Origin of the sequence: Sediminihaliea albiluteola, from assembly GCF_014077625.1 — a bacterium.
GTDB classification, from domain to species: domain Bacteria; phylum Pseudomonadota; class Gammaproteobacteria; order Pseudomonadales; family Halieaceae; genus Sediminihaliea; species Sediminihaliea albiluteola.
Genome location: NZ_JACFXU010000014.1, coordinates 673,490 through 686,258 on the forward strand (window position 1 = coordinate 673,490; position 12,769 = coordinate 686,258).

9 protein-coding genes and 1 tRNA gene are annotated in these 12,769 nt (G+C 52.9%); 8 read left to right on the forward strand and 2 right to left on the reverse strand.

Annotated elements, in window-relative coordinates:
* The first annotated feature begins 204 nt into the window (after window positions 1-204).
* The 3 genes from H2508_RS09965 (at window position 205) to H2508_RS09975 (ending at window position 3,548) form a co-directional block, all read left to right on the forward strand.
* Window positions 205-984 carry an isochorismatase family protein gene (locus H2508_RS09965; RefSeq protein ID WP_220463684.1) on the forward strand — a complete coding sequence of 260 codons (780 nt, stop codon included), beginning with the start codon at window positions 205-207 and terminating at the stop codon, window positions 982-984.
* Between the two features lie 317 nt (window positions 985-1,301).
* A complete protein-coding gene (locus tag H2508_RS09970; RefSeq protein ID WP_182172641.1) occupies window positions 1,302-2,390 on the forward strand; it encodes a hypothetical protein in 1,089 nt (362 codons plus the stop codon).
* 54 nt (window positions 2,391-2,444) lie between these two features.
* On the forward strand, window positions 2,445-3,548 hold the full coding sequence (locus H2508_RS09975; protein WP_182172644.1) for a low temperature requirement protein A: 1,104 nt from the start codon (window positions 2,445-2,447) through the stop codon (window positions 3,546-3,548).
* Window positions 3,549-3,748: 200 nt separating this feature from the next.
* On the opposite strand, the gene H2508_RS09980 is transcribed toward H2508_RS09975, so the two are convergent.
* Window positions 3,749-3,825, reverse strand: a tRNA-Val gene (locus H2508_RS09980).
* Between the two features lie 114 nt (window positions 3,826-3,939).
* Entirely contained in the window at window positions 3,940-5,607 is a 1,668-nt protein-coding gene (locus H2508_RS09985; RefSeq protein WP_182172647.1) for an amidohydrolase, read from the reverse strand.
* Window positions 5,608-5,879: 272 nt separating this feature from the next.
* Between H2508_RS09985 and H2508_RS09990 the strand changes: the two genes are divergently transcribed.
* From H2508_RS09990 to pbpG, 5 genes are all read left to right on the forward strand, one after another.
* Complete coding sequence (locus H2508_RS09990) at window positions 5,880-6,338, forward strand: nuclear transport factor 2 family protein (protein WP_182172650.1); 459 nt, start codon at window positions 5,880-5,882, stop codon at window positions 6,336-6,338.
* Window positions 6,339-6,510: 172 nt separating this feature from the next.
* Window positions 6,511-8,184, forward strand: a complete 1,674-nt coding sequence (locus tag H2508_RS09995) for an HAD-IB family hydrolase (protein WP_182172653.1) — start codon at window positions 6,511-6,513, stop codon at window positions 8,182-8,184.
* Complete coding sequence (locus H2508_RS10000; protein ID WP_182172656.1) at window positions 8,181-10,598, forward strand: glycerol-3-phosphate 1-O-acyltransferase; 2,418 nt, start codon at window positions 8,181-8,183, stop codon at window positions 10,596-10,598. Before H2508_RS09995 ends, H2508_RS10000 begins: the two co-directional genes overlap by 4 nt.
* A gap of 19 nt (window positions 10,599-10,617) precedes the next feature.
* Window positions 10,618-11,622: an NAD(P)H-dependent glycerol-3-phosphate dehydrogenase gene (locus H2508_RS10005; RefSeq protein WP_182172659.1), complete on the forward strand. Its 1,005-nt coding sequence runs from the start codon at window positions 10,618-10,620 to the stop codon at window positions 11,620-11,622.
* 136 nt (window positions 11,623-11,758) lie between these two features.
* On the forward strand, window positions 11,759-12,586 hold the full coding sequence (gene pbpG / locus H2508_RS10010; RefSeq protein WP_182172662.1) for a D-alanyl-D-alanine endopeptidase: 828 nt from the start codon (window positions 11,759-11,761) through the stop codon (window positions 12,584-12,586).
* The last annotated feature ends 183 nt before the right edge of the window (window positions 12,587-12,769 follow it).

The following is a 12,769-nucleotide window of genomic DNA, read 5'->3' on the forward strand; positions in this document are numbered from 1 at the left end:
CCAGAACTGAGCTCTTGCTGGCCCTCAAAGTGACTGAAATCCGGGGGCCATCACTTCAGCTTTCTTGAACAAAGCAATTGTGGAGGTAAGCCTATGGTTTTATAGATTTAAACAACTTTTAAAATGCTGAACTACACTTTCGACTCGACGGCCGCAAATTGAAAAGGTCGCGACACAATACTTTAATCACCTCAGGATACGATTATGAAACGCACAAAACGACTTGGAAAAGCTCTTCTCGCGTTTGCCGCATGTGCTTCGCTACTCATGCAGCCGATAATGTTCTCCAGCGTGGCTCAGGCGCAGGAAGCAAGCCAACTGCACCTTAAAGGTCTATCGCACAAGCCGAGCAAAGCTGCGAATGAGGCTCTGTTTGATCCAAATGACGCAGTATTGTTATTGCTTGACCACCAGACCGGTCTATTCCAGACCGTCAACGACATCTCCGTAAGCGAGTTGAGAGCCAATACCGTGGCGCTGGCAAAGATCGCGGAACAGGCAGGTATTCCAATTATCTACACCGCCTCTGAGCCCAATGGCCCCAATGGCCCAATCATGGAAGAGCTCCCCGCTGCAATGCCTAGTGCCCAATATGTTGCTCGTAAGGGCGAAGTGAGCTCTTGGGATAATGCGGATTTTGTTAAAGCCGTGAAAGCGACTGGCAGAAAAACCTTGGTGATGGCTGGCGTCTGGACCAGCGTCTGTGTCGCCTTCCCTGCCCTGCAGGCCCATGCTGAAGGCTACAAGGTATTCACCGTAATGGATGCCTCAGGTGACGTCAGCAAGATGGCCTCTGACGCGGCCTTAGCCCGAATGACTGCAGCAGGTATTATTCCAGTCACCACCAACACCATGCTGAGTGAGACACACCGCACTTGGAATCGTCCTGATGCCGCTAAGTGGGGCTCGCTGTACTCCGAACTCGTACCGGAATACCGCGCCGTGACCGAAAGCTACACTCGCGCCCAAGAAGCAGCGAAATAAGGCCTTAGCCAACACCTGAAAAACAGGCTAGCCCTTTGACTAAAGTGGCCGCTCCTTAGAGCGGCCACTTTCATTGTCTGTCGAGATACCTTCGACGAGCGCGACCTAGTGCAGCGCGCGAAACCCGAAAATTGAGGCTCTATAACATGACAATTATGCTCAATTTTTTACGCACGCTAATGATTGCTGTAACTCACAAGCGGCACTGCCTCAACCTTTCGCCAACCCTGCTAAGCCCACGGTGGCAGCTCGCGATCGTAGGCACAGTACTACTTAACGCCTGTAGCATAGGCCCAGAACGGCTCGCCAGCAGTCGCATGGCATACAACGAGGCGGTTCAAATCACCGAGCAGCGCGAACTACTACTCAATATCGTCCGCTTGCGTTATCACGAAACGCCTGAGTTTCTTGCCATCAACAGTATATCCTCACAATTTGAGCTCACTACGACTGTCGGAGTCAGTAGTGAATTTGACGGCGATGGCGATGCCAGATCGATTCAGCCACAGGCTGAGCTTGGTTTCGCAGAGCGCCCGACTATTACCTTCACTCCGCAGCAAGGACAAGAATTCACACGTCAGCTAACCGCTCCAGTGGGGCCAGAAACGCTGTACCGCTTAATCGAATACGGCTGGGGACTAGATCGGATTTTTGAGCTGACTGTTCGCCAGATTAACTCTGTCGGCACGCCGATTGGTGTGGCGCGAGAGACATCTGAATCCCCATCATCAGCGGAACTACTCAAGATCATTTCGACCCTCGCTAAATGGCAGCGTGAGGGTCTTGTCACATTGAGCCTAAGCGATGAGTTTGAAGATATCTCAGCTCTGGTACCGGCCACAATGGTCAGCGCTGCTGACATAGTGGAAGCCGCCAAAAGTGGCTATCGCATGCTCGCTCGAGATAAGGGCTATGTCCTAGCCCAAAAGGTATACCGCCTGACACTTAAGGTTGATAGTTCATTGAGGCCAACGCTCGAGTGGCAGCATGTGGCCCGCAGCTTAGGTATCGAGGCCGGCCGGCAGAGCTATGCCATTGATTTAGCAGACAAAGACGGGCAGGAACTAGGACGGCCGCTGGATACGCTGTACATCGCGACGCGCTCCCCCCTGGGCATCATGGCTTATTTGGCCCAAGGCGTGACTTTGCCAGCCAAGGACAGCCATGCTCAGGATGCAGCTTCAATCGACGCACCTATGAGCACTCTGTTTCGCATCAAAACCGCGGAGGAAAAGCCTGACAGCGCCTACATCGCGGTGCCACACCGAGGGCGTTGGTTTTATATTCAGGCTGAGGACCTAGCCTCCCGGCGTAGTCTGGGAGCACTGATCTCCTTGCTCCGACTGGAACTAGAAGCCGGTGGCGCACAAAATGTGCCCACATTAACATTGCCTGTCGGGCTGTAGTTCTGAAAAAATCTCACAACAACGCCACCTTGAGCATGGAGTTAAGGCTTATTAATGAATGAGACAATCCGCAAAGCAACCTGGCTTGAGCTGTTTTACGATCTGATTTTCGTGGTAGCAATTGCCAAGGCTGTCGATACCCTGGGCCATGCCAATCAGGGACAGATCGAGTTCGAGTCATACTTCAAGTACATACTGATTATGATCCCACTGTGGTGGGCATGGACTGGCCATACTCTGTTCGCCAATCGCTTTGATAATGATGACCTCTTTCAGCGTCTCATGACCCTCGGGCAAATGGCCGTCGCCGCCTCCTTATCAGTATTTATTGATCCGGATTTTGATCCTAACTATCTCGGTTTTCTGCTGTCCTATGTCGCCCTTCGCGGCCTCCTCGTACTGATGTATGGACGAGCTGCCATGCTCGCTGAAGGGGCCTGTCGGGATGTAGCTAAGTTTCTCGGCCTGGGCTTCACCGTGGGGCTATTAATTAGTCTGTCGTCACTACTCTTTACCGGGCCATGGAAATATGTGGTGCTCTATCTCGGCATTATCGTCGATATTATTTTTCCACTGCTCGGACGGCGCTATCTGGCACGCGCCCCGGTCGAGAGCCATCACGTGCCGGAGCGCTACGCGCTTTTGATCATTATCTTACTCGGCGAATCAGTGGCAAACCTAGTATCGTCCTTTGAAAGCGTCGCGGTATCCCTACAAACTGTCGTGGCAGCAGTGGCCGGCTTCTTGCTCCTTGCTGCTATTTGGTGGGTCTACTACGACAATCTGGAAAGGCGGATCTACGGCCAGGAGTTGGGTACCGGCCAGGCAGTCATCTATCTGCATCTCGCGCTATTTATCGGCCTAGGTGGCATTGCAACTATGATCGGTTTCGCCATCGATCCAGTACTGGCAGTGGCCGATTACAAGCTGCTCGTTGGTCTCAGTACGGCAGTCTTTCTCATTGCGCTACAACTGCTACTGCAAATTTACCACCCCAAAGCTGAGCGGGCTCCCCTGCTGCGCAACGCTGTGATTACCTTGGTACTTAGCCTTGCAGCGCTAGCTCTTGCACCAACAAATGTAACAGTGCTTTTAGCAATGACCGGGGTGTTTTTGATTCACGCAATTAGCGATATAAGACGACAACGTGCTATTTGAGGCAAGCGAATTTAGCCGCAAATCAGTGCTTGTTTTAACAGTTAGTTAGCATGGGGCGCTGGACGATGGTGAGATCAAGCAGTGCTAAAGTTATCGTCCCCCTGGCGGGTCTGAGAGCCTAGCAAAGGCCTGCTGATCGAAAGCAACAAAAAAGGCCCTGCGTGAGGGCCTTTTTTAGCGGTCGCTGCCGCTGAGATATTTGGTAGGACTACCCAGATTCGAACTGGGGACCTCTACCATGTCAAGGTAGCGCTCTAACCAACTGAGCTATAGTCCTATTAAGGAGGCGCATTATACGGCTGCAGCTCAGATTGCTCAACTGCGATTTTGTATTTCGTGTTTTTTTAGCCTTTATGGGGCCTGCCTATGCTATTTCGCCATGGCCGCATTATCAGCGGAATCGAGGCGCTTGATAAACTTGCTTACCGGCAACGTACACCGCCTTCACCTGCAACTGCCCCAGTTCAGCCTCTGGCACCTCAAAATAATCTTTGTCGATGAGAATAAAGTCGGCAAAATAACCCGGCTGAAGGCGACCTATGGCCGCTTCTTGATGCGCTGCGTAGGCCGCACCTTCCGTAAATAGCGCCAGAGCATCTAAGCGGCTTATTTTCTGTTCGGGCATCCAAGCAGTATTTGGCTCCCCACTTTGATCCTGACGACTCACCGCTGCATGGAGCCCTAAAAAGGGATTAGGCGACTCGACGGGAAAGTCGGAACCAGCGGCCATATGCGAAGCACTCGCTAGCAGCGACTGCCAGGCGTAGGCTCCTTGTAGTCGCTCCTTCCCTAGGCGTGCGCCAGCCATATTTTTATCGCTAACTGCATGTAAAGGCTGGATCGATGCAATCACGTTCAGCGCTGGAAAACGCGCAATATCTTGCCTGCGCAAAACCTGCGCATGTTCGACTCGGTGCCTTAAAGCTGCACTTTTGGGGTCGCTGTTAAGACGCTCGTATAAGTCCAGCACTCGAGCATTGGCTCGATCACCAATAGCATGGGCACTGACCTGATAACCTGCCGCCACCGCGCGGTTCATATGCTGCTCGAGGGCCTCAGCACTCTGCAACAGCAAACCGCGCTCACCGGGCGCGTCACTGTAATCCTCAAATAAAGCCGCACCTCGAGAGCCCAAGGCGCCATCGACCCAGATCTTAACACTGCGAACATCCAGCCTGTGTGCTTGATCCACTGAGGGGCCAGCCTCTAGGTAAACATCGTTGCCTGGATCGCGCAGATCGAGCATCGCATAGACCCGAATGGGTAGGCGACCGGCCCGCTGTAAGACGCGGTAGGCCTGCACTTCCAGCGCAGATACACCGGCATCATGCACTGAGGTAATACCGTAGCTGGCCAGATCTTCTAAGGCCCTGTACTGCCACTGCGCTAACTGCTCAACACTCGCTTGAGGCATCACTCTGTGCACTAGGGTCATAGCGTTATCAATTAACACCCCAGTGGGCTGCCCCTTGCTATCACGCACTATCTGACCGCCTTCAGGGTCGGGGGTGCTGGCGCTAATTCCCGCCAAAGCCAAAGCGTTTGAGTTGGCCCACAAGGCGTGACCATCGACTCGGGTTAAAACCACCGCGCTGTCGGCGCTAATAGCATCTAAACTTGCCTTGTTAGGGAAAGTTTTCTCAGGCCACAAGACCTGATTCCAGCCTCGCCCCTGCACCCACTCACTGGCCGGATGCTGCGCCAAGTAGCTCGCCACCCGCTGTACAGCTTGCTGCTCACTAGTCACCCCCACCAAATCCACTGAGGACAGTGCCCGGCCATGGCCGCTCACATGACCGTGTGCATCAATCAAGCCCGGCAGCAGTGTGGCACCTCCAGCATCAATACGTGTTTCGGCGCTACTGCGCTCTGCATTAAGAGCGCTGGCGTAGAGGCGTGTCACCTTGTCCTGCTCAAACTCCAAGGCGACAAAGCGCTGCAGCTCGCCCTGATTTAGGCTATAGCCATTGACGTTATATATTAATGTCGCAGCCTGCAGCGGCTGCAGCGTAGCCAGCACCAGGCACAGTGACAGTATTTTGGCTAAAGTTTTATCCATGACCCAGCGTCCAAAAAGCGATCCATCAGCCCATTTATTGACAAGTCATCATAGCGCCTGCATCACTCTGAAGCATTAGCGACAACCTTCGGTGGTGACAGCTGTCCAGCTAGAGTGTTGATAAATGCTGCAATAAGACCCAGCATAGGGCTGTTATTTTTGCCTATATCCCGACTGCTTAAACCGTGACGGCCATTGCTTAGCTCGCAACAGGCTACACTGGAGGTGGATCGGGTAACCCTCTGACACAAACTCACCACTGGAGACGACTTATGTTTGACAATGAACACCCCGCTCGTCGCGCCGCTCTCTTGTCACGGCAGTATGTGCACGAAAAGAACCGCGAAGGCTGGCTAAGCTTATACGCCGAAGATGCTATTATTGAAGATCCAATTGGCGTCTCTCACATTGACCCTGTGGGTGATGGGCACCGTGGACCTGCAGCCCGAGAAGCCTTCTGGGACAATTTCATCGCCCCTGCCAATATCAATATTGAGATCTTAGAGTCCTATGCCGCAGGCAAAGAAGTCGCTAACCATGTACTACTCACAGTGACTGTTGACAGCGGTGAGGGTAAGAAAATACAGCAAAATATTCACGGAGTTTTCACCTACGAAGTCAACGACGAAGGCAAGTTGCTCGCGCTGCGCGGCTACTGGGAAACAGATGATCCACGCAACGCCATGATGGAGTTTGACGAACAGGGCAATGCACGGCCTTTAAGCTCCTAAACCTAGCCTCAGGCCTTCAACTGAACAAATTAGCCCGCGGTAAATAGGGAGCGAGTCACAAAAAGCCCCTTTTAACCGCGGCTGCCCTTGCCCTTCACCACTATTAATGCGTTATGCTTCTGCTTAGGGTCTTGCATGGACCGACAAAAAGATAACAGCAGGCGCAGAACACATGACGACAATAGACCAGCTCTTGAAGGACATTAACGACGCCCCCGATGGCCCCTCCATAGCTGCAATCTTTGATTTCGATGGCACCATCATTGCCGGCTACTCAGCCACAGTCTTTATTCGCGAACAGCTTCGACGCGGTGATATTTCGCCCAGACAACTGGTGGAACTATCCGCCGCCATGACCGGTTTTGGCATGGGTAGAATGGGCTTTTCTGCCATGATGGCGGTCACCGCTCAGTTTATGCGCGGCGTTGAAGAGGCGACCTACGAAGAAATAGGTGCGCGACTCTACGACAAACAGATAGCAAGGATGATTTATCCAGAGTCGCGAGCGCTGATTGAAGCGCACCAGCGCAAAGGTCACAGCGTCGCGGTCATTTCCTCAGCCACCCCCTACCAAGTTAAATATGCCGCCGAAGATTTAGGCATCGAACACGTGCTGTGCACTGAGCTAGAAGTCAAAAAAGGCCGCTTTACTGGCTCAGTCTTGTCGCCGACCTGTTTTGGTCAAGGTAAGGTAGATGCCGCCGAGATGTTAGCTAAAGCAACGGGGGCCGAGCTCGATGCCAGCTTTTTTTACAGCGACAGCAGCGATGACTTGTTGTTACTCGAACGGGTAGGCTTGCCCCGGGCCTTAAACCCCAATGCTCGCCTGGCCGGCATTGCTAACGACCGTAATTGGCCCAGCGCACGCTTTGGCAGCCGCGGTCGAGCCACCATGTCCCAGTGGTTACGCTCTGTAGCGGCCACTGCCAGCGTAGTCTCAGCCTATGCTGCGGGGCTGCCAATTTATGCGCTAACTGGGTCACGCCGAGATTCTCTGAACTTCTCATTTTCTTTGTTTGCCGATACCGCCAGCGCACTAATCGGCCTACACCTGAACATTAAAGGGCAGAAAAACCTTTGGGACCAGCGCCCCGCAGTGTTTATTTTCAATCATCAAAGTAAAGCTGATGTAGTCATAATAGCCAGCCTTTTGCGCCGCGATATCGCTAGTGTAGGCAAGCAAGAAATTAAAAAACTACCGATTATTGGCAAAGTACTCGAGCTTGGCGGGGTAGTCTTTATCGATCGCAGCAACTCAAAAAATGCTATCGAAGCTATGACTCCACTCGTTGATGCGATGCGTGAGGAAGGTAAATCTGTGGCTCTAGCGCCAGAGGGCACACGCAGCACCTCAGCAAAGCTACTGCCTTTCAAGAAAGGTGCCTTCCATTTAGCCATGCAGGCAGGAGTGCCGATAGTACCTATCGTTATTCACAATGCCGGCGATGTGGCGCCAAAAGGTGAATTTGTATTTCGCCCTGCGAGCGTCGATGTCGAAGTACTCGAACCCATCTCCACTGAGGACTGGAAAGTCGAAGATTTGGATGATCATGTGCGCAGCGTACGAAATCTATTCTTAAAAGCGCTCGGACAAGCACTGGAGCCCGAAGCAACAGCGACAAACAAGAAAACTCAAGCAAAAACTAAGGCAAAGCCTGCTGCCAAAACCAAAACCAAAACCAAAACCAAAACCAAAACCAAAACCAAGGCTAAGGCTAAGGCTAAGGCCAAATCAAAAACCACAACTAAAGGCGCTGCGCCTAAATCTAGTGCCAGCCCAAAAGCAGCCAAGCCAGCAGCACGATCAAAAGCCAAGCCTAAAAATGCAGTGAGTGGTGGGAAATGAGCAACGCTAAACTGATCGACAAACTTAACAGCAGCAGTCCTTGGCCTAAGGACCCTCAAGGCCAGGTTGTTTTTATCTTTGATGCTCGCAGCAAAGTAGAGCTTGAACTGCTCCGCCAATGGGTCAGTGATCACGCCAGCACCAGTGGCGAAAGCATTCAGGTCGAGATGACCCTGGCTGATGACCGCAAGACTATTAATGCCCAGCAACTGCTGGAGCACCTCGACATGGATGGCTCGACTGTCATTGCGCCCCTGCGGGTTGCCTGGACAGCCAGCGAAGACAAACGACGCTCAAGGCCGCGTCTGCGCAATTTATTACTCGGTGATCCGCGGCAGCCCAACGCGCGCCGCGCGCGTCGGATCATGGCCAATGAACCAGAGCGCATGCATCTAATTGCCGGCGAGCCCGATACTCTGACCAATCTGCGCGAGCGATATCAGCGCAAATATCAGCGAAACCTTGCTGACAATCGCAGCTCCTTTGGCATATTCGTGGCTCGCCAAGCAGCGATTGTGCTGGATATCGCGGAGCGTCGCTTACAGGGCAGCCGCTACAAAGTACCCCGCTACGTCGCCGAAAGTTTGCGCACCAACCGCAGCTTTAATGAGGCAGTCGAAAAGCTCGCACAAGAACAAGGCAAAACAAAGTCCGAGCTGATGAAAGAAGCCTCCGAGTACATGAAGGAGATGATATCTACGCCCAGTAAATTCTGGCTGGATGTCTACGCTCGCTTCAATAACTTTTGCCTCGGACTGGGCTATGAGGATCGCATCGTTTACGACCAGCAAGCCGTAGAACAAATGCGCAATACCGTGCGCGACTACCCCTCCCTGCTACTGTGGACCCATAAAACCTACCTCGATGGCATGGTGGTACCAAAAGTTCTCTACGACAACGACTTCCCAATGCCGCACATGTTTGGCGGTGCCAACATCAACTTTGCAGGTATTGGTTTTCTTATTCATCGCGCCGGCGGCATCTTTATCAAACGCAGTTTTAAAGACAACGAGCTCTACAAGCTCACCCTGCGTCACTACATCGCGTACCTGATGGAAAAACGTTTTCCGATGAACTGGTCCTTCGAGGGTACCCGGTCGCGGATGGGCAAATTGATGCCTCCTCGTTACGGCTTACTCAAGTACGTTCTGGAAGCCTGCTATAGCAACGACGCCAGGGACATACATATTATCCCTGTGACCATTAGCTACGACCTGATTCGAGACGTAGAAGAATACGCCACTGAGCAAACTGGCCGCGGTAAAGGCGCTGAATCATTGCGCTGGTTTATCGGCTACATTCGCAGCCTGGCCCGCCCGATGGGCAAAGTCTACATGGACATTGGCCAGCCCGTGGTGCTAGCTCGAGCGCCCGCTCCAGACGACAGTCTGGCGCTATCTAAAATTGCTTTCCAAGTGGCTGTCGAAGCCAACCGCGTCACTCCAGTTACCTTCCCGGCACTGGTTGCGATGAGTCTTCTCGGCGCCGCCCCTCGGGCCTTAACCGAGGCCGAGGTGAGCGATGACCTCGACCGACTCCTACAGTGGGCGGAGGAGCGGCAGCTGCGCATCTCAGCGGACTTCGACCGAGCCTATGCGGATCATATGGATGGTCTGTTGGGCATCATGATCAACGAAGGTATTATTACACGCTACGATGGAGGCCCAGAGACCGTCTACGGTATTGCACCTGAGCAACAGCCTGTAGCGAGCTATTACCGCAATACCATCATTCATTTCTTTATCAATAAAGCGATTATTGAACTGGCCTTGTTAAAGACTAGTGAAGATCCCCGTGATATCCCAGCAGAACGCTTCTGGAATGAAGTGGACAACTTGCGTGACCTATTTAAATTTGAATTTTTCTATTCACCTAAGGCTGAGTTCCACCAGCAAATTTGCCAAGAACTAGAGCGCTACGACGCCGAGTGGGAGCAAAAACTCCAATCTGGTCGACGCGGTATTACCGCCCTGCTCACGGGCATGCGTCCTCTGGTTGGCCACATGGCCTTGCTGACCTATGCCGAGGCCTACTCAGTAGTTGCCGATCTCGCCTCACGACTAGAGCCCGGCGAAATATTAGAGCAACAAGACTGCGTCAACCGCGCCTTAAAGCTAGGTCGGCAAGCCTATATGCAGCGCCGTATCAGCAGTGAGTCCTCTATCGGAAAACTCTTGTTCAAAAACGGCTACCAGCTGCTCCAGCACCGCCAGCTCATTGAGGGCGAGGATCATGCTGCGCTTCGCGAGAAACGTGTAGCGCTATCTAAAGAGCTGCGCGAGATTTTGCGCAGACTGGAAGTCATCCGTGCGATTAGCTTGGCTAACCGCGCCGCTATTGAGCACGCCCCGCTGAACCAGGAGCAAGTGCCTACAGATATTGAGGCGATACCAGCCTTGAGACAGGAAAGCTAAACCGCGCAAGGAGAAAATTATGACCAAGCTGAAAGTAGGACTGCTCGGCGGCGGTTCATGGGGCACTACCGTTGCCTCACTAGTGGCGCGCAATGCACCAATCACTTTGTGGGCCCGCAATCCGGACACCGTCAGAGATATCAATGAGAATCAGCGCAACAGTAAATACCTAGGGGATGCCCAGCTACCTCCAAAACTGCGCGCCAGCCATGATATTCACGAGACTGTAGCCGACGCCGACGTACTGGTGATGGCCATTCCCTCGCAAAACTTTCGCGCCGTGCTCAAGGAAGTGAAAAAGCACCTGCGCCCCTGGGTGCCAATTATTAGCCTCACCAAAGGCTTAGAACTCGACACCCGCATGCGAATGACAGAAATCATCAATCAAGTATTACCTGGGCATCCGGTCGGTGTGCTCACCGGGCCCAATTTAGCCCGCGAGATTATGGACGGGCAGGCCGCCGCCAGTGTCTTGGCCATGGCTGATAAAGTGATCTTGAGTGAGCTACAGAAAATATTTAAAAGTGGCCTGTTTCGGGTATACACCAACGATGATGTACTGGGCTGTGAAATCGCCGGTGTGCTGAAAAACATCATCGCTATAGCGGTGGGCATGGGCGACGGTCAGGGAGCTGGCGATAATACTCGAGCCGCTTTAATCACCCGCGGCTTAGCAGAGATTACTCGGCTAGGCGTGGCCATGGGTGGGCGACCTGAAACCTTCGCTGGACTTGCCGGCATGGGCGATATGATTGCAACCTGTACTAGCCCCCAGAGCCGCAACCGGCACGTGGGAATAGAACTGGGCAAAGGCCGCTCCATGGAAGAGATCAGTGCGGAAATGTTTATGGTTGCTGAAGGTGCCAAAAGTGCGCCAGCGGTCATGGCCTTAGCGCGAGAGTACCAGGTCGAAATGCCCATCGCAGAGGACGTGTACAAGGTGATCACTGGCGAATCCTCGGCCCTGCGAGCCTTCCGCGGCTTACTTAGGGTGGACGCCGGAGCAGAATCTGAGCCTGGCTAAACTGGTATCCCCCAAAGGCTTGGGGCAAAATACTTACACAGTGTGGAGCAGTCCCGCACAGTTACTTAAGCTGCTTGCATAAATAAAATTAGACAGCGTATTACAGCCATAACAGCAGACCATCAGGATCGACACCATGCAAGTACTGAAAGTGCTGGCACTGAGCATGCTACTTGCCGCCAGCTCGCATGCAGCCAACTCTCGTTTTATCGATATTAAAGGCGCCCCAGAGCTACACTCGGCCTCGGCATTAATTCTCGATGCTAAGGGCAATGTGATTTACGGCAAAAATGCCGATACTGTTCGCCCCATAGCTTCAATCACCAAACTGATGACCGCCATGGTCACTCTGGACGCCAATCTAGATCTCTCCGAAGCTGTGACCATCACTCGCGAAGACCAGGATCTCGTTCGCCTCACCGGTTCACGACTGGCCTATGGCGCGAGCTTGAGTCGCCGCGAATTAGTTTTACTGGCCATCATGTCCTCAGAAAACCGAGCCGCCAATGCCTTGGGGCGCAGCTACCCCGGCGGCATGTCGGCTTTTGTTGAGGCGATGAATAACAAAGCAGTCGCACTGGGCATGACTAACAGTCAATTTGCCGACCCCGCAGGCCTGCGCTCTGACAACCTCTCCACTGCTTCAGATCTGGCGCGAATGATCGCTGCTGCTGATGACTATCCGCTGATCACAGAGGCCAGCACAACTCGCAGCATGGTGGTCAAACCCTTCTCCAAGCGCGGCACACTGACCTACCACAACACCAACCGTCTGCTAAAAAATGATAACTGGGATATCGACCTCAGCAAAACTGGTTATATCAACGAAGCGGGGCGCTGCCTCGTTATGAAGGCCAAAATCGAAGGCGAAGAACTCTCCATCGTACTGCTTAACTCCTTTGGCAAACTGACCCCCTTTGGCGACTCCAACCGCTTGCGGCGCTGGCTCTTAGCGAAAGGCTGAGCACTAGTAACTAGCCAGTCTCAAACTCGTCTCACCTTATTATTCCGTAACTCAAACTCAGACAGCTCAAATAATGGCCTAGGCGACAATCTGAGAGAGAATGAGTACCATTGGAGGAAATAGCTCCTCACCAAAGTTAACTATTTAGTCCATTTACTGAATAGTTTTTGCAAAATACCCCCG